Origin of the sequence: Streptosporangium sp. NPDC049376 (assembly GCF_044466505.1) — a bacterium.
Lineage (GTDB): Bacteria > Actinomycetota > Actinomycetes > Streptosporangiales > Streptosporangiaceae > Streptosporangium.
The window spans coordinates 57,512-74,576 of the sequence record NZ_JBITMT010000015.1 but is presented as its reverse complement, the minus strand read 5'-3'; the positions used below and the strand labels follow the sequence as shown (position 1 = coordinate 74,576).

Sequence of the window (17,065 nt, the reverse complement as noted above, 5' to 3'; positions counted from 1 at the left end):
CCCACTGTGGGGGCGGTGGTGCGGCGCAAGTCGAGGCGCACCGCACGAGACGGGTGAATATTACCCGCACGCAGTCAAACCACGATCAAGCATACCCGGCGTTCGCAGTGCCGGGTCCGGCCGGGGCGTACGGCACGGGCCGACGCTTGTCCGTTACGAAGTCAACGCTCCGCCGCCGGGCCTTTCTTCCCGGCCCGGGCATTCTCTCACACATTCCGGTACGGCCCGCACCCGTTTTTCCGGGCGCGGGCCGTACCGGAACGCCGATCAGACGTTGAAACCGAGCATGCGCAGCTGCTCGCGCCCCTCGTCAGTGATCTTGTCGGGACCCCACGGGGGGAGCCAGACCCAGTTGATCTTCACATCGGAGACCATGCCGTCCAGGGCGGAGTGCGCCTGGTCCTCGATGACGTCGGTCAGCGGGCAGGCCGCGCTGGTCAGCGTCATGTCGATGGTGGCGATCGGCGGTCCGCCGGCCTCGGTCTCGTCCAGGTTGATCCCGTAGATCAGGCCGAGATCGACGACGTTGATGCCGAGTTCGGGGTCGACCACGTCCTTGAGGGCCTCCATGACCTCGTCAAGGGTGGTCTCCCCGTCGTACGCCGAGGTCGGCGTCTCAACAGGCTTGCTCATTCGCTACTCCTCACGACCGCGTCCTTGTAGGCCATCCAGGCGAGGAGCGCGCACTTGACCCGCGCGGGGAACTTGGCCACCCCGGCGAAGGCGACGGCGTCGCCGAGGACGTCCTCGTCTGCCTCGACCTGACCCCTGCTCTGCATGAGCCGGGTGAACTCCTCCACGACGGAGAGGCTTTCCTCGACCGTCGACCCGGTGGCCAGCTCGTACAGCACCGAGGCCGCCGCCTGGCTGATCGAACACCCCTGGCCGTCGTAGGACACGTCCTCGACCTTGCCGCCGTCGCCCAGTTTCACGCGCATGGTGATCTCGTCGCCGCACGTCGGGTTCACATGGTGGACCTCGGTGTCGTACGGGTCTCGAAGTCCCCGCCCCTGGGGATGCTTGTAGTGCTCCAGGATCAGCTCCTGGTACATGGACTCGGCGATCATCTGGGCTGCTCCGGCATGGCTAGGCGAACACCTTCCGCACGTGGTGGAGGCCGCGGACCAGGGCGTCGATCTCGGCCGGGGTGTTGTAAAGATAGAAGGAGGCCCGCGTCGTCGCGGGAATCCCGAACCTCAGGTGCAGCGGACGGGCGCAGTGGTGCCCGACCCGCACGGCCACCCCGAAGTTGTCATCGAGGATCTGCCCGACGTCGTGCGGGTGAATCCCCTCAAGGGTGAAGGAGACGACCCCGCCGCGCTCGTCGAGGTTCCCCGGGCCGATCACCCTCAGCCCCTCGACCTCCTTCAGGGCCTCAAGCGCGTAGCCGGTGAGCTCGCGCTCATGCCGGGCCACGGCGTCCATCCCGATCGCCGTCAGGTAGTCGAGCGCCGCGCCCAGGCCGATGGCCTCGACGATGGGCGGGGTGCCCGCCTCGAACTTGTGCGGCGCGGGGGCGTAGGTCGAGTGGTCCATCCAGACCGCCTCGATCATCTCCCCGCCGCCCAGGAACGGAGGCATGGCGTCGAGCAGCTCACCACGCGCCCACAGCACACCGATGCCCGAGGGGCCGACGGCCTTGTGCCCGGTGAAGGCAAGGAAGTCGACGCCGAGCTCGGTGACGTCCACCGGCCGGTGGGGCACCGACTGGGAGGCGTCAAGCATCGTCAGCGCGCCGACCTCACGGGCCCTGGCGACCACCCGGTCGACCGGGTTGACCGTGCCGAGCACGTTGGACTGGTGCGCGACGGAGACGATCCTGGTGCGTTCGTTGACGAGCTCGTCCAGGTTGGACAGGTCGAGACGGCCCTCGTCGGTGACGGAGAACCACCGCAGCGTGACACCGGTGCGCCGCGCGAGCAGCTGCCAGGGCACGATGTTGGAGTGGTGCTCCATCTCGGAGATGACGATCTCGTCGCCGGGGCCGACCCGGAACCTGGGGTCGTCGCCGGCGGGGTTGCCGAAGGCGTAGGCGACCAGGTTGAGCGCCTCGGAGGCGTTCTTGGTGAAGACGATCTCGTCGCGGCTCGGCGCGCCGACGAAGGCGGCCACCTTGTCGCGGGCCCCCTCGTAGGCCTCGGTCGACTCGGCGCCGAGCACGTGCATGGCGCGGCCGACGTTGGCGTAGTGCGTGGCCAGGTGCTCGCGCATGGTCTCGATGACCTGCGTCGGCTTCTGCGAGGAGTTGGCCGAGTCGAGGTAGACCAGCGGCCTGCCGCCGGGCAGCTCGCGGGAGAGAGCGGGGAAGTCCTTCCTCACCCTCTCCACGTCGAATCCGGTTTCCATCAGGCAGAGGCCTTCACGTAGGCCTCGTACCCCTCGGCCTCCAGCTTCTCGGCCAGCTCGGGACCGCCCTGCTCGACGATGCGGCCGCCCGCGAAGACGTGGACGAAGTCCGGCTTCACGTAGCGCAGGATGCGGGTGTAGTGGGTGATGAGCAGCACGCCGGTCTCACCGGAGGAGCGGAAGCGGTTGATGCCCTCGGAGACCACCCGCAGCGCGTCGACGTCGAGGCCGGAGTCGGTCTCGTCGAGGACGGCGATCTTCGGCTTGAGCAGTTCGAGCTGGAGGATCTCGTGGCGCTTCTTCTCGCCGCCGGAGAAGCCCTCGTTCAGGTTGCGCTGGGCGAAGGCGGCGTCGATGGACAGCGCGTCCATTCCGGCCTTGAGGTCCTTGGCGAACTCGCGGAGCTTGGGGGCCTCGCCGCGCACCGAGGTGACCGCGGAGCGCAGGAAGTTGGAGACGCTGACGCCGGGGACCTCGACGGGGTACTGCATGGCCAGGAACAGGCCGGCGCGGGCGCGCTCGTCGACCGTCATGTCCAGCAGGTCGGCGCCGTCGAGCAGGACCTGCCCGCCGGTGACGGTGTACTTCGGGTGACCGGCGATCGCGTAGGCGAGCGTGGACTTGCCCGAACCGTTGGGGCCCATGATGGCGTGGGTCTCGCCCGCCCGCACGGTGAGGTTGACCCCGCGCAGGATCTCCTTGTCCTCGACCGCGACCTGCAGGTCACGGATCTCAAGGGTGGAACCCTGGTGGACTCGGCTCGAATCAGACACTGTTACGACTCCTTCGAGAGCGAGACGAGAACGTCATCGCCGTCGATCTTCACTTGGTAGACGGGGACGGGCTTTGAGGCGGGCGGGCCGGTGGGCTTGCCTGAGCGCAGGTCGAAGCACGAGCCGTGCAGCCAGCATTCGAGCGTGCCGTCGTAGACCTCGCCCTCGCTGAGCTTCACCTCCGCGTGGGAGCACACGTCGTGCAGGGCGTAGACCTCGGCTCCCCTGCGGACCAGGGCGACCGGTGTCTCCCCGACCTCGACGCCGATCACCCCGTCGTCGGGGATGTCGGTGATCTTGCAGACCTTCTCGAACGTCACTTCTCCAGCTCCGCCTCGACCTTGGCGAACACCCGCCGGCGCAGCTCGTCGAGCTCGATCTTCTCCAGGAGCTGCGCGAAGAAGCCCCTGATCACCAGGCGGCGGGCCTCCTCGAACGGGATGCCGCGGGCCTGGAGGTAGAAGATGTGCTCGTCGTCGAGACGCCCTGAGGCGCTGGCGTGACCGGCCCCCGCGACCTCTCCGGTGAGGATCTCCAGGTTCGGCACCGAGTCGGCGCGGGCGCCGTCGGTCAGCAGGAGGTTGCGGTTGAGCTCGTAGGTGTCGGTGCCCTCCGCCTCGACCCGGATGATCACGTCGCCGATCCAGACGGCGTGCGCGTCCTCACCCTGCAGCGCGCCCTTGTAGACGACGTTGCTCCTGCAGTTGGGCTTGGAGTGGTCGACCAGCAGGCGGTGTTCGAGGTGCTGGCCCGCGTCCACGAAGTACAGGCCGGTCAGTTCGGCGTCGCCGCCGGGCCCCTCGTAGGAGACCGAGGGCGAAAGCCGTACCAGGTCGCCGCCGAGGGTGACCACGAAGCTGCGGAAGGTCGCGTCCTTGGCGAGCAGGGCGTGGTGGTGCGAGACGTGGACGGCGTCGTCGTCCCACTCCTGCAGGCTGACGACCTTGAGCGTGGCGCCCTCGCCGACGACGAACTCGACGTTGTCGGCGTAGACCGCGCTGCCCTGGTGCTCGATGACGACGACGGCCTCGGCCATCGGCTCCAGCCTGACCAGGGTGTGGCCGTAGGCCGGGCCGTCGCCCGAGCCGGTCACGGTGACGACGGTCGGGGCGGAGGCGACCGCCTCGCGCGGCACGGTGATGACGGTCGCCTTCTCGAAGGCGGCGTAGGCCTGGGCGCTGACCCGGTCGGCGGGCACGTAGGCCCTGCCGAGCCGCTCGTCGTCACGGCCCACGGTCTCGACCGTGACCTCGGGGGCCGCCTCGATGCGGACCACGACTCCACCGGAGGCGGCGGCACCGGTGTGCAGGCCCTTCAGGCGAGACAGCGGGGTGAAGCGCCACTCCTCCTCGCGGCCCGTCGGGACCGGGAAGTCCGCGACGTCGTAGGAGGCCTTCTCGTGGAGGGTCGACAGGGGTTTGGTTTCGAGACCCATCAGCCGACGGCTCCTTCCATCTGCAGCTCGATCAGGCGGTTCAGCTCAAGGGCGTACTCCATGGGGAGCTCGCGCGCGATCGGCTCGACGAAGCCGCGCACGATCATCGCCATGGCCTCGTCCTCGTCCAGACCGCGGCTCATGAGGTAGAAGAGCTGGTCGTCGGAGACCTTGGAGACCGTGGCCTCGTGTCCCATGGAGACGTCGTCCTCGCGCACGTCCACGTAGGGGTAGGTGTCGGAGCGGCTGATCTGGTCGACCAGCAGCGCGTCGCACTTGACCGTGCTGGCGCTGCCGTGCGCGCCCTCCTCGATCTGCACCAGACCGCGGTAGGAGGTACGGCCGCCGCCCCTGGCGACGGACTTGGAGATCACCGTCGAGCTGGTGTTGGGAGCCAGGTGCACCATCTTGGCGCCGGCGTCCTGGTGCTGGCCCTCACCGGCGAAGGCCACGCTCAGCGTCTCGCCCTTGGCGTGCTCGCCCATGAGGTAGACGGCCGGGTACTTCATCGTGACCTTGGAGCCGATGTTGCCGTCGATCCACTCCATGGTCGCGCCCTCGTAGGCGACGGCGCGCTTGGTGACCAGGTTGTAGACGTTGTTCGACCAGTTCTGGATGGTCGTGTAACGGCAGCGGGCGCCCTTCTTCACGATGATCTCCACGACCGCGCTGTGCAGCGAGTCGGAGGAGTAGATCGGCGCGGTACAGCCTTCCACGTAGTGGACGTAGGAGTTCTCGTCCACGACGATCAGGGTCCGCTCGAACTGGCCCATGTTCTCGGTGTTGATCCGGAAGTAGGCCTGCAGCGGGATCTCGACGTTGACGTTCGGCGGCACGTAGATGAAGCTGCCACCGCTCCACACGGCCGTGTTCAGCGAGGCGAACTTGTTGTCGCCCACCGGGATCACGGTGCCGAAGTACTCCTTGAAGATCTCCTCGTGCTCCTTGAGGGCGGTGTCGGTGTCGACGAAGATGACACCCTTCTCCTCAAGGTCCTCACGGATCTTGTGATAGACGACCTCGGACTCGTACTGGGCGGCGACACCGGCGATCAGGCGCTGCTTCTCCGCCTCGGGGATGCCGAGCTTGTCGTAGGTGTTCTTGATGTCCTCCGGAAGCTCCTCCCAGGAGGAGGCCTGCTTCTCGGTCGAACGCACGAAGTACTTGATGTTGTCGAAGTCGATTCCGCTGAGGTCGGAGCCCCAGTTGGGCATGGGCTTCCTGTCGAACAGCCGCAGGCCCTTCAGACGGAGGTCCAGCATCCACTCCGGCTCGCTCTTGAGCGCGGAGATGTTGCGGACGACCTCCTCGGACAGCCCACGGCGGGCCGCGGCCCCCGCGGTATCGGAGTCGGCCCAGCCGAACTTGTAATTCCCGAGGCCTTCCAGCTCCGGGCGGTCGGTGACAGTCACCTTCCGGTCTCCTTGCTCGTTTCGTCGATCACTTCATGGGTTGCCGGGGCGGTGCCCCGCGGGTCCGTCGCCGCGCCTGCCACGCGGCCGTCCCGGGCCCTGCCGTCCCCCCGGTGGGGACTCACGTGGGTGGTGCACACCCCGTCGCCGTGGGCGATGGTCGCCAGCCTCTGCACCGGGGTGCCGAGGATCTGCGCGAACGCCTCCGTCTCCGCCTCGCAGAGCTGAGGGAACTCGGCGGCGACGTGCGCCACCGGGCAGTGGTGCTGGCACAGCTGCTCGCCGCCGAGGCTCGCCTTGCTCGCCGAGGCGGCGTAGCCGTCCGCGGACAGGGCCTCGGCCAGGAAGCGCACCCGCTGGTCGGCGGGGACCTCGCGCAGCTCGTGGCGCAGGCGCCGGACCAGGCCCGCCACCTGTGACCTGGCGAACTCGGCGACGGCCCCCTCGCCCGCCCGCTCGGCCAGGAAGCGCAAAGCGTTTCCCGCGAGCCCGTCGTAGGCGTGCTCGAAGGCGCTGCGGCCCGCGTCGGTTATGGCGAACAGTTTCGCCGGCCGTCCTCGCCCGCGCTGGCCCCGGGGGCGTGCCGTACGGGGTTCGATCATCCCGTCGGCGAGCAGCGCGTCCAGATGGCGGCGGACGGCGGCGGGGGTGAGCCCGAGCCGTTCGCCGAGGGCGGGGGCGGTGATCGGTCCGCGTTCCAGGATGAGCCGGGCGACACGCGCACGCGTGCTGCGCTCGGCGGACACGCCGGAGAGCCGCGCGGGGGCGGCCTCTTCCGTGCCCGACATCTTGGTCACGTATTTCACAACATCAGTGTGCCGTAATTGCTTCCCCGCTTACAAACCGTCGTCCGGCTTGCGAAGAATGCGATTTATCACGCAGGTAAGGCTTACCTAAGCTGCGCAAACGTCATCCTGTGGCCTGCCCGGCCGCACGCCCACGGCAGGCGTTGGCGAGGAGGCACGGGGCGGCGCCCACCGTCCCGGCCCTCTCCAACGCCCGGGACTCCCAACCCGGGCCGGGGCCTCCCGATTCCCCGTCACGAGAAGTCTCGGCAAAGAAGTTTTTACCCGGCCGAGCCTCTCCGCGGGGCCCGGCTCCGTGACGCCGTGGCGGCGGCGCCGTACGGCACCGTCCCGCGTACGGCACGCCGTGTGTCCGGCGTCCTTGACACCCCGGATCGGGGACGGCCCGGACGACCGTCCCCCGGGCGGCAGGAGGGTGTGTCAGCGCGTGCGGCGCACGAGGTCACGGGGCCGGAGCTTCGGCGCGATCCTCCCCGGATCTCCGACCGGACGTGGCCGGGACGCCCCCGCGGGCGCCGCCGTGTTCCCCGGCTCAGGTCCGCCAGCGTGACCGCCCCGGTGAGTCCCTAAACTCGTGCCCATGGAATCCCCAGCCGTCGAGATCAGCGATCTGGTCAAGAGATACGGCCGCGCGACCGCGATCGACGGTCTCACGCTGAGCGCGGACCGTGGCGCGGTGACCGCGATCCTCGGCCCGAACGGCGCGGGCAAGACCTCGACCATCGAGATCTGCGAGGGGTTCCGCAGGGCCGACGGCGGCACGGTCCGGGTGCTCGGGCTCGACCCGTCCAGGCCGGAGCTGCGCGCCAGGGTCGGGGTGATGCCGCAGGCCGGAGGGGTGCCCCCGGCGGCGCGCTGCGGTGAGTGGCTGCGCCTGATGTCCCGTTTCCACGCCCGTCCGCTGGATCCCCCGGCGCTGCTGGAGCGGCTCGGCCTGTCCGAACACGTCCGCACTCCGTACCGCAGGATGTCGGGCGGCCAGCAGCAGCGCGTCTCGCTGGCCGCGGCCGTGATCGGCCGCCCCGAGCTGGTCTTCCTCGACGAGCCGACCGCGGGCCTCGACCCGCAGGCGCGGCACGCCTGCTGGGAGCTGGTCGGCGACCTGCGCGCCGCCGGGGTCTCCGTGGTGCTCACCACCCACCACATGGACGAGGCGGAGAAGCTCTCCGACCGGGTCGTGATCATCGACCGCGGCCGGGTCGTGGCCGACGGCACCCCCGCCTCGCTCACCGGTGCCGAACGGCAGCTGCGCTTCCGCGCCCGCCCCGGCCTCTCCCTGGACGAGCTGCTCACCGCGCTGCCCGCGGGCAGCGCGGCCAAGGAGTCGCCCTCCGGGCACTACATCATCGAGGGGCAGGTCGTGCCCGAGCTGCTGGCGACCGTGACAACCTGGTGCGCCGCGGAGGGGGTCACCGCGGACGATCTGAGCATCGAGCGCCGCACCCTGGAGGACGTCTTTCTCGAACTGACGGGACGTGAGCTGCGGTGACCCCTCCCGAGCACGGCCCGTGTCGGACCCGCAGGAGAACGCAGTGACCACCCTGGACCTCACCCCCGCCCCCGGCGCCGCGCCGCTGAGCCGGATGGTGCTCGCGCAGACCGGGGCGGAGATCAGAGCCACGCTCCGCAACGGGGAGCAGCTCCTGCTGACGCTGGTCATCCCGGTGCTGCTGCTCGTCGGCTTCTCCGCCGCCCCGCTGGTGAACGTCGGCGGCGGCTCCCGGGTCGACTTCGTCACCCCCGGGGTGCTCGCGCTGGCGGTGATGTCGACGGCCTTCACCGGGCAGGCCATCGCGACCGGCTTCGAGCGCAGGTACGGCGTGCTGAAGCGGCTGGGCGCCACCCCGCTGTCGCGGACCGGCCTGATGCTGGCCAAGACGCTCTCCGTCGTCGCCGTCGAGGCCCTCCAGATCGTGGTCCTGTGCCTGGTGGCCCTCGCCCTCGGCTGGCGTCCCACGGGCTCCCCGTTCGCCGCGCTGCTGCTGCTCCTGCTGGGCACCGCGGCCTTCAGCGGGCTCGGGCTGCTGATGGCGGGCACGCTGCGCGCCGAGGCGACGCTCGCCGGGGCCAACCTGGTCTACCTGGTCCTGCTCGGCTGCGGCGGGGTCGTCTTCCCGCTGTCGGTCTTCCCCGACTCGGTCGAGCCCGCGCTGCGGCTGCTGCCGATCAGCGCGCTGACCGGCGGGCTCCGCTCGGTCCTCACCTCGGGCGCCGGGCTGCCGCTGGGAGCGGTGCTCGTCCTGGCCGTGTGGGCCGCGCTGACCCTCGGTCTCGCATCCCGGACATTCCGCTGGGAGTGACCCACCGGATAGGTAAGGTGTGAACGCCTATGTGGTTCGTGACACGAGGAGTTCCATGACCGCCGAAGCCCTGCAGGGGCCCGCCGAGCCGTACAAGTCCGGCATACCCAGGCCGGGGATGCTGCTGCGGTCCGCCTCCGACGCCATCCCGCCGTCCGGGCTGGTGCTGCTGGCGATCCTGTCCGTCCAGGTGGGAGCGGGTTTCGCCAAGAACCTGTTCGCCCAGCTCCCGCCGAGCGCGGTGGTCTTCCTGCGGATCGCGACGGGCGCGCTGATCATCGGCCTGGTCGCGCGGCCCAGGCTGCGGGGGCTCAGCCGCTCCGACCTCGGGATCGGGATCGGCTTCGGCGTGACGCTGGGCGTGATGAACCTGTCGTTCTACCAGGCGCTCGCCGAACTGCCCATGGGCATCGCGGTCGCGATCGAGTTCCTCGGCCCGCTCGGGGTCGCGGTGGCCGCCTCTCGCCGCCGTCTCGACCTGCTGTGGGTCGTCCTGGCGGGCTCCGGCGTGGTGCTGCTGGCGCCGTGGGGGACCTCCGGCTCGCGCATCGGCTGGGCGGGCATCGGGTTCGCCCTGATCGCGGCGGTCTGCTGGGCGGGCTACATCCTGCTGGCCGCCGCCGCGGGACGTCGTTTCCCCGGCGCGACCGGACTGTCCTTCGCGATGATCGTCTCGGTTCTGCTGGCCGCCCCCGCGGGGATCGCGGCGGGGGGCGCCGACCTGCTGCGTCCCGAGATACTGCTGATCGGGCTCGGGGTCGGCCTGCTGTCCTCGGTGATCCCGTACTCGATCGAGATGGAGGCGCTGCGCAGGATGCCGAAGCGGGTCTTCGGCATCCTGATGAGCCTGGAGCCCGCGGTCGCCGCACTGGTCGGGCTGCTGGTGCTCGGTGAGGTGCTCCAGGCGCGTGAGTGGGCGGCCATCGGCTGCGTGGTCATCGCCAGTGTCGGCGCCACCCGGACCTCCAGGGGAACGCCGGGCTGAGCCGTCTATTCGGGCCCGGGTTTGGCCCAGATGCCCCTGACGTGCCGGATGTGCTCGTCCATCAGCCGTTCCGAGCCCTGGCTGTCGCCGGCCGCGAGCAGGTCCAGGAGCTGGAGGTGCTCGCGGGCCGAACCGACCAGCGCGCCCCGGGCCGACAGGGCGGACAGGCCGTAGAGGCGGGCGCGCTTACGCAGGTCGCGCACCACGTCCACGAGGTGGGTGTTGCCCGCGAGTGCCAGCAGGTCCACGTGGAAACGGACGTCGGCGTCCACGTAGGCGAGCAGGTCACCGCGCTCGGCCGCGTCGACGATCTCCTGGGCCACGGGCCGCAGCGCCTCGAAGCTCTCGGCCAGGCCCGTGTCGGCCAGTCTCGCGACCGTGGGCACCTCGATGAGTTTGCGGATCTCGGTGATCTCGTCCAGGTCGCGTTCCGACAGCTCGGTGACCCGGAAGCCCTTGTTGCGCACCGCCTCGACCAGGCCCTCCTTGGCCAGGTCGAGCATCGCCTCGCGCACCGGGGTCGCGGAGACCCCGAACTGGGCGGCCAGCACCGGCGCCGAGTAGACGACGCCGGGCCGCATCTCACCGGTGATCAGAGCGGCCCGTAACGCGTGGGCCACCTGCTCGCGCAGGCTCTGCCGCTCGCCCACGGCCGGCAGGTCGAGCCGGTCCTGCGCCGAAGGAGCCATTCCCGTGCCTCTCGTCTCGCACTCGTCGACTCTTGCAGGCGGCGGACGCCGTCGAGGCCTCCCCGCTCCGTGCCCACTTTCTCGAACGCCCGGGTCCCATGCCGTGAGGCACCGGCGACAGGTTCCCGGGTTCCCGGCCGGATGACCGGTGGTGATCATAGCGCTCCGCAGAGGGGATGGGCCGATCCTCCGCACTCGGGGGACAACTCCGCGGGCTCCGACGGCTTCCGACGCCCGGTGCGCGCCGCCGTACCCGGCGGACAGCTCGGGAGGGGGTGGCCGTGACCACGGTAGGCCGTCGCGGGTCAGCCTACTCCCGTGGAGGGGAATCCCGGGGGCGTACGGCGTGCTCGCCGGGACGTCCCCGGGTTCACAGCAGGAACCCCTCGGGGAAGGGGTCGCGGGGGTCGAGAAAGTACTGCGCGGTCCCGGTGATCCACGCCCTGCCGGTGATGGCCGGGATCACCGCGGGCAGCCCGGCGACGCTCGTCTCCCCGGCGATCCTGCCGACGAAGCGGGTGCCGATGAACGACTCGTTCACGAAGTCGGCGCCGGGGGCGAGCTCACCCCTGGCGTGCAACTGGGCCATCCTGGCGCTGGTGCCCGTGCCGCACGGCGAGCGGTCGAACCAGCCGGGGTGGATGGCCATCGCGTGCCGCGAGTGGCGGGCGTCCGAGCCGGGGGCGGTGAACTGCACGTGGTGGCAGCCTCTGATCGCGGGGTCGAGGGGGTGCTCCGGCTCGTCCTGTTCGTTGATCGCCTCCATGATCGCCAGGCCCGCGTCGAGGATGCGCCGCCCGTGCGAACGTTCGAACGGCAGGCCGACGGACTCGATCGGCAGGATCGCGTAGTGGTTGCCGCCGTAGGCCAGGTCGTAGACGACCTCGCCCAGGCCGTCGACCCGGACCGTACGGTCAAGGCCGACCACGAAGGAGGGCACGTTGGTGATGGTCACCGAGGTCGCCGCGCCGTCCTCGACCCGCACCTCGGCGACGACCAGCCCGGCGGGGGTGTCCAGGCGCACGACCGTCACCGGTTCGGTGACCTCGACCATCCCGGTCTCGACCAGGACGGTCGCCACGCCGATGGTGCCGTGCCCGCACATGGGCAGGCAGCCGGAGACCTCGATGTAGAGGACCCCGAAGTCGGCGTCGGGACGGGCCGGCGGCTGCAGGATCGCCCCGCTCATCGCCGAGTGGCCGCGCGGCTCGTACATGAGCAGGGTCCTGACGTGGTCCATCTCCGCCATGAAGCGCAGGCGGCGCTCGGCCATGGTCGCGCCGGGAACGACGCCGACTCCCCCGGTGATCACACGGGTCGGCATGCCCTCGGTGTGGGAGTCGACCGCGTGAAAGACCCGTCTCGTCCTCATCGGCCCTCCTTCTCGGTTCCCTCCCCCGTAACCGTAAGGGCCCCCGTGACCGTAAGAGCCCGCAGTGTCGCCTCGCGCACGGCGGTCTCCTGTTCCGGTGACAGCGGCAGCCTAGGCGGACGGCACGGCCCGCCCCGCAGCCCGGCCAGGTCCATGGACAGCTTGACGGCCTGGACGAACACGGTCGCCGAGTCCCAGCGGAGCAGCGGGTGCAGCGCGCGGTACAGCGGCAGCGCCGTGACCAGGTCTCCCGCGACGGCCGCCCGGTACAGGGCGGCGCAGGGACCGGGCAGCGCGTTGGGGAATCCGGCGACCCAGCCCACCGCGCCCGCGACGGCCAGTTCGAGCAGCACGTCGTCGGCGCCCGCGAGCAGGTCGAGGCCGGGGGCGAGTTCGGCGATCCCGTAGGCCCTGCGGACGTCGCCGCTGAACTCCTTGACCGCGACGATCAGGCCCTCGCCGTACAGCCTGGCCAGCAGGTCCGGGGTGAGGTCCACCCTGGTGTCGTGGGGATTGTTGTAGGCCACGACGGGCAGGCCCGCCGCGGCGACCTCGCGGTAGTGCTCGACCACGGCCCGTTCGTCGGCCCGGTAGACGGTCGGCGGCAGCAGCATCACCGCGCCGCATCCGGCCTCGCGTGCCTGCTCGGCCCAGCGGCGCGCCTCGGTCGCCCCGTAGGCGGCCACTCCCGGCATGACCCGGTCTCCGCCGACGGCCGCGACCGCCGTCTCGACCACCCGGGCCCGTTCCTGCGGGGTCAGCGTCTGGTACTCGCCCAGTGAGCCGTTCGGCACCACACCGTCGCAACCTCCGTCGAGCAGCCCCCGGCAGTGAGCGGCGTAGCCGTCCAGATCGATGGAAAGGTCGTCCGTCAGGGGAAGCGCGGTGGCCACCGTCACGCCGTGCCAGGGCCTGTCCCGGTCCGTCGTCATCAGACTCCTCAGGGGGTCTCGGGGGGAGGGTTCGCCAGGTCGCCGAGCCGTACCGGCTGGGCGATCGGGCGCCGGGGCGGCTCGGGGCCGTCGCCGGCGAGGGCGGCGACGGCGTGTCCGCACATCCGGCCCTGGCACCAGCCCATGCCGGGCCGGGCCAGGAGTTTCACGGCGCGGGCGTCACGGGCGCCCAGGGAACGCGCCTCGCGCACGGCGGAGAGGGGCACCTCCTCGCACCGGCAGATCAGGGTGTCCTCGCGCAGCCAGCCCTGCCAGCCGGGCCGTACGGGGTAGGCCCGGGCCAGCGCGCGGGCGAAGGCGGACAGGCGGGCCACGCGTCTGGAGAGGGCGGGCAGCGGCGGGACGCGGCGGCCCAGGTCCGCGGCGGCCGCCCGGCCCGCCACACGCCCCTCGGCCTCGGCGAGCAGCGCCCCGCCCACCCCGGTCGTCTCCCCGGCCGCGTAGACGCCGGACACGCTCGTGCGCATGCCCGCGTCGACCGCCACGACGGGGGTGCCGTCGGCCTCCTGGCGGGTCAGGCAACCGAGCTGGACGGGCAGCTCGATCTGGGGGACGAAGCCGTATCCGCAGGCCAGGGTGTCGCACTCGACGGTTCTGGTGGCCAGGGGGCGCCAGCGTGCGTCCAGTCTCGCCACCGTGACGTGGGTCAGGACGTCGCGGCCGTGCGCCTCGATCACCGCGTGACGGCCGAGGTAGGGAACGCGGTGCCCGGCCAGGCTCACGCCGTACCCGAGGGCCTCGGCGGCCCTGCCCGCGGCGAGCAGCGGGTGCCTGGCGAGGCCGAGGCGGCCGTTGGCCTCGTAGACGCCGCGCACGTCCGCTCCCGCCCTGGCCAGGCCGGCGGCCACCGGCAGCAGGAACGGCCCGGTCCCGGCGACCACGACCCTGTCCCCCGCGACGACGAGGTCGCCTTTGAGCAGGGCCTGCGCCCCGCCCGCCGTGAGCACGCCGGGCAGGTCCCAGCCGGGGAAGGGCAGCGGCCTGTCGTGGGCGCCGGTGGCCAACAGCAGCCTCCTGGCGGTGACCGTGCGGGGCCGTTCCTCGCGGTCGCCTTCGAGGCAGCGCACGGCGAACCCGTCGCCGGTGTCCTCAACCGCCCAGACGCGGTGCCCGAGCAGTACGGCCGCGCGGGAGGTGAGCGTCTCCCACTGCCTGGCGAACCTGCCGAGCCCGTGGTGGAGCGTCTCCTGACGAGTGGCGTGGAACCCCTCGGGCAGATGGCGGAAGTACTGGCCGCCGGGACGCGGGGCGCCGTCGATCAGCACGACGTCCAGCCCGGCCAGGCAGGCGCTGAGCGCACCGGCGACCCCGGCCGGGCCCGCTCCGACGACGGCGAGGTCGTATCCGCCGCTCACCGGTCGCCCTCCCCGGTGGTGATCCGGTCGCCGGGCCGCGCCTCGGTCAGGCAGGCCCGCAGGGACGGGACGCCGTTGACCGTGACCAGGCAGTCGAAGCAGACGCCGATGCCGCAGAACAGCCCGCGTGGCCTGCCCTCCCGGCGGGTGAGCCGCCAGGAGCGCACGCCCGCGCCGTGCAGGGCCGCGCCGACGGTCTGCCCGGGGACGACGGGGACGGGAACGCCGTCCACGCTGATCTCGAACTCCGCCTCGGGACGGGCCCGCACCAGGTCGTACGGCCGTCCGCGGTCCTCGGGTCTCATCGGCGTGCCTCCTCGAAGCGTCCTGGCCGGAAGGGGCTCAGATCCAGGTCGGGGGTGACGCCGGCCAGGGTCTGGGCGAGCAGGTGACCGGTCGCGGGGGCCAGGCCGATGCCTGCGCCCTCGTGTCCGCAGGCGTGGTGAAGGCCCGGAGCCGCGGGGTCCTCCCCGATCACGGGCAGGTGGTCGGGGCTGTAGGGGCGGAAGCCGCAGTAGGCCCGGATCACCCTGCGCCCGGCCAGCACGGGGAACAACTCGACGGCCTGGCGGGCCAGGCGTTCCAGCACCGGGATCGAGGTCGTGCGGTCGAAGCCGACGCGTTCCCGGCTTGCGCCGACGAGCACGGGCCCCGAGGGGGTCGCCTCGACGACGGCCGAGGTCTCCAGGTCCTCCGAGTCGCTGGCCACGTCGGTGACGTAGGCGGCGGTGTAGACCTTGTGCCTGATCAGCGGCTCCGGGATCGGCTCCGTGACCAGCACGAACCCCCTCCTGGGCAGGATCGGCAGGCCGGTGCCCGCCATGGCGGCGATCTCACCGCTCCAGGTGCCCGCGGCGTTGACGACGGCTCCGGCGAGGATGTCGCCGTGGTCGGTCGCGACGCCGCTGACCCGGCTCCCGGCGCGCAGCAGGCCGGTGACGGTGACGCCGGTACGCAGCATCAGGGTGCCCCCGCCGAAGCGTTCGGCGCCGCGCCGGATCAGCCCGGCCGCCGCCAGCGCGGGCTGGACCTGGGCGTCCTGCGGGTAGAGCACGCCTCCGGCCATGCCGTCCGCCAGGTGGGGTTCGTGGTCTCCGAGCGCGTCCGGGGGGACGACGACGTGCTCGGCTCCCTGCCCCGCCTGCGCCGTGGCCAGGGCGGTGAGGGCGGTGAGCTCCCGGGAGGTCCTGGCGACCACCAGGCCGCCCTTCGGCTCGTACTCGAACCCCCCGTCACCGCCTTCGGCGGCCAGGCCGAGCCAGAGGTCGCGGGAGAGCAGGGCCAGGGCGAGCTCGGGTCCCGGCGCCTTGTCCGAGACGAGGACGTTTCCCTCTCCGGCCCCCGTGGTGCCCGCCGCGACCGATCCCCGGTCGACGACGAGGGTGTCCAGGCCCGCGCGCGCCGCGTAGTAGGCGCAGGCGGCCCCGACGGCTCCCGCGCCGATCACCACGACGTCCGGCATGATCCACCTCGTTCCCGGATCGGCCCACCAGTAACATGTCACATGCTTTTCGGGGGATCAATCGGCCGCCGCCCTCCAGTTCAGCCGATCTCCGCCGGGCGGTCCACCCGCCCTGCCGTGTCCCGGCCCGAGCGCGTGGGGCAGCGGCGGGACCACCGCCCACGCCACCTAGCATGTGAGCCGTGAACCACCTCCTCGACCAGGCACGTCCACGTGCCCTTGGCTTCCTGCCCGGGGTGTTGTCCCCCACGCCCGCGATCCTGCGCCGTTGGGCACTGGCGACCGTCGTCGTCAACGTGGGCATCGTGGTGACCGGCGCCGTCGTACGGGTCACCGGCTCCGGCCTCGGCTGCCCCACCTGGCCCCGGTGCACCGCCGACAGCTTCATCCCGGTCGCCCACGCCGACATCTCCCCGATCAACATGGCCGTGGAGTTCGGCAACCGGCTGCTGAGCTTCGTGGTCCTGATCGTGGGGCTGGCCTGCCTGGTCTCGGCCGCGCGACTGCGTCCCCGGCTCCGCGACCTGACGACGCTGGCCTGGATCCAGCCGGCCGGGGTGGCCGCGCAGGCGCTGTGGGGCGGCCTGGTCGTGCGCACCATGCTCAACCCGGTGACCGTGAGCGTGCACTTCCTGCTCTCCATCGGCATGCTCGCCGCCGCCGTCGTCTTCCTCGCCCGCGCCCAGGAGGGAGACGCGGCGCCCGAACCGCTGGTCCATCCGGCCATCCGCACGCTCGGTCTCGCGCTCGTGCCCGCGGTGGCCGTCCTGCTCGTCGCGGGTGTCGTGGTGACCGGCACCGGGCCGCACTCGGGGGACGAGGCCGCCTCCCGCTTCGCCTTCGACATCGAGACCGTGGCCAGGATCCACGCCGACGTGGTCTACGTCGTGGTCGGGCTCACCTTCGCCCTGCTGTTCGCGCTGTACGTCACCGGGGCGCCCGCCGCGGCCCGGCGCGCGGCGCTGACGCTGCTGGGCGTGGAGCTGGCCCAGGGCGTCATCGGGTACGTCCAGTACTTCCTGGCCCTGCCCGCCTTCCTGGTCGGCCTGCACGTCTTCGGCTCGACGCTGGTGTGGATCTACGCGCTGCGGGTGGGGTTCACGCTGCGTTCGCGGGGGCCGCTCGGTGCCGAGCGCCTCGCGTCCTCCTGATCCACCCAAAGATCGCAAATAGCCCG

Annotated in this window: 18 protein-coding genes; 4 read left to right on the top strand and 14 right to left on the bottom strand. The window is 71.5% G+C overall.

The features are described from left to right. Positions 1-267: 267 nt before the first annotated feature. From ACIBVQ_RS30130 to ACIBVQ_RS30095, 8 genes are read right to left on the bottom strand one after another with little or no spacing between them, the layout of a single operon-like run. On the bottom strand, positions 268-633 hold the full coding sequence (locus tag ACIBVQ_RS30130) for a metal-sulfur cluster assembly factor (protein WP_352013167.1): 366 nt from the start codon (positions 631-633) through the stop codon (positions 268-270). Then, positions 630-1,067, bottom strand: a complete 438-nt coding sequence (sufU, locus tag ACIBVQ_RS30125; protein ID WP_352013168.1) for a Fe-S cluster assembly sulfur transfer protein SufU — start codon at positions 1,065-1,067, stop codon at positions 630-632. Before sufU ends, ACIBVQ_RS30130 begins: the two co-directional genes overlap by 4 nt. A gap of 19 nt (positions 1,068-1,086) precedes the next feature. After that, on the bottom strand, positions 1,087-2,346 hold the full coding sequence (locus tag ACIBVQ_RS30120; RefSeq protein ID WP_362777347.1) for a cysteine desulfurase: 1,260 nt from the start codon (positions 2,344-2,346) through the stop codon (positions 1,087-1,089). Next, entirely contained in the window at positions 2,346-3,077 is a 732-nt protein-coding gene (sufC, locus tag ACIBVQ_RS30115) for a Fe-S cluster assembly ATPase SufC (protein ID WP_352013237.1), read from the bottom strand. Before sufC ends, ACIBVQ_RS30120 begins: the two co-directional genes overlap by 1 nt. A 44-nt stretch (positions 3,078-3,121) precedes the next feature. After that, a complete protein-coding gene (locus ACIBVQ_RS30110) occupies positions 3,122-3,439 on the bottom strand; it encodes a non-heme iron oxygenase ferredoxin subunit (RefSeq protein WP_362915912.1) in 318 nt (105 codons plus the stop codon). Beyond that, a complete protein-coding gene (sufD, locus tag ACIBVQ_RS30105; RefSeq protein ID WP_362915914.1) occupies positions 3,436-4,554 on the bottom strand; it encodes a Fe-S cluster assembly protein SufD in 1,119 nt (372 codons plus the stop codon). The genes ACIBVQ_RS30110 and sufD overlap by 4 nt, the downstream gene beginning before the upstream one ends. Next, positions 4,554-5,966, bottom strand: coding sequence for a Fe-S cluster assembly protein SufB (gene sufB, locus ACIBVQ_RS30100; RefSeq protein WP_352013172.1), 1,413 nt, complete (start codon positions 5,964-5,966; stop codon positions 4,554-4,556). The genes sufD and sufB overlap by 1 nt, the downstream gene beginning before the upstream one ends. Next, a complete protein-coding gene (locus ACIBVQ_RS30095) occupies positions 5,963-6,754 on the bottom strand; it encodes a helix-turn-helix domain-containing protein (RefSeq protein ID WP_352013238.1) in 792 nt (263 codons plus the stop codon). The genes sufB and ACIBVQ_RS30095 overlap by 4 nt, the downstream gene beginning before the upstream one ends. A 598-nt stretch (positions 6,755-7,352) precedes the next feature. Between ACIBVQ_RS30095 and ACIBVQ_RS30090 the strand changes: the two genes are divergently transcribed. From ACIBVQ_RS30090 to ACIBVQ_RS30080, 3 genes are read left to right on the top strand one after another with little or no spacing between them, the layout of a single operon-like run. After that, complete coding sequence (locus ACIBVQ_RS30090) at positions 7,353-8,261, top strand: ABC transporter ATP-binding protein (RefSeq protein ID WP_399181587.1); 909 nt, start codon at positions 7,353-7,355, stop codon at positions 8,259-8,261. Positions 8,262-8,304: 43 nt separating this feature from the next. Next, positions 8,305-9,072 carry an ABC transporter permease gene (locus ACIBVQ_RS30085; protein WP_386190409.1) on the top strand — a complete coding sequence of 256 codons (768 nt, stop codon included), beginning with the start codon at positions 8,305-8,307 and terminating at the stop codon, positions 9,070-9,072. A 55-nt stretch (positions 9,073-9,127) separates the two neighbouring features. After that, positions 9,128-10,057: an EamA family transporter gene (locus tag ACIBVQ_RS30080; protein WP_399181585.1), complete on the top strand. Its 930-nt coding sequence runs from the start codon at positions 9,128-9,130 to the stop codon at positions 10,055-10,057. Positions 10,058-10,062: 5 nt separating this feature from the next. Here the strand turns inward: ACIBVQ_RS30080 and ACIBVQ_RS30075 are convergent, their stop codons facing one another. The 6 genes from ACIBVQ_RS30075 to ACIBVQ_RS30050 all read right to left on the bottom strand — a co-directional run bounded on the left by ACIBVQ_RS30075 (position 10,063) and on the right by ACIBVQ_RS30050 (position 15,888). Then, on the bottom strand, positions 10,063-10,746 hold the full coding sequence (locus ACIBVQ_RS30075; protein ID WP_362915916.1) for a GntR family transcriptional regulator: 684 nt from the start codon (positions 10,744-10,746) through the stop codon (positions 10,063-10,065). Between the two features lie 370 nt (positions 10,747-11,116). Beyond that, a complete protein-coding gene (locus tag ACIBVQ_RS30070; RefSeq protein ID WP_399181582.1) occupies positions 11,117-12,118 on the bottom strand; it encodes a proline racemase family protein in 1,002 nt (333 codons plus the stop codon). Next, on the bottom strand, positions 12,115-13,050 hold the full coding sequence (locus tag ACIBVQ_RS30065; protein WP_399181580.1) for a dihydrodipicolinate synthase family protein: 936 nt from the start codon (positions 13,048-13,050) through the stop codon (positions 12,115-12,117). Before ACIBVQ_RS30065 ends, ACIBVQ_RS30070 begins: the two co-directional genes overlap by 4 nt. An 8-nt stretch (positions 13,051-13,058) precedes the next feature. Further along, the gene (locus tag ACIBVQ_RS30060; RefSeq protein WP_399181578.1) at positions 13,059-14,426 is read right to left on the bottom strand and encodes an NAD(P)/FAD-dependent oxidoreductase; all 1,368 of its coding nucleotides are present in this window, start codon (positions 14,424-14,426) and stop codon (positions 13,059-13,061) included. Continuing rightward, entirely contained in the window at positions 14,423-14,731 is a 309-nt protein-coding gene (locus ACIBVQ_RS30055; RefSeq protein WP_362915924.1) for a (2Fe-2S)-binding protein, read from the bottom strand. Before ACIBVQ_RS30055 ends, ACIBVQ_RS30060 begins: the two co-directional genes overlap by 4 nt. Continuing rightward, positions 14,728-15,888, bottom strand: coding sequence for an NAD(P)/FAD-dependent oxidoreductase (locus tag ACIBVQ_RS30050; protein ID WP_399181576.1), 1,161 nt, complete (start codon positions 15,886-15,888; stop codon positions 14,728-14,730). The genes ACIBVQ_RS30055 and ACIBVQ_RS30050 overlap by 4 nt, the downstream gene beginning before the upstream one ends. Before the next feature lie 182 nt (positions 15,889-16,070). On the opposite strand from ACIBVQ_RS30050, the gene ACIBVQ_RS30045 reads away from it, so the two are divergent. After that, the gene (locus ACIBVQ_RS30045; protein ID WP_399181574.1) at positions 16,071-17,039 is read left to right on the top strand and encodes a heme A synthase; all 969 of its coding nucleotides are present in this window, start codon (positions 16,071-16,073) and stop codon (positions 17,037-17,039) included. The last annotated feature ends 26 nt before the right edge of the window (positions 17,040-17,065 follow it).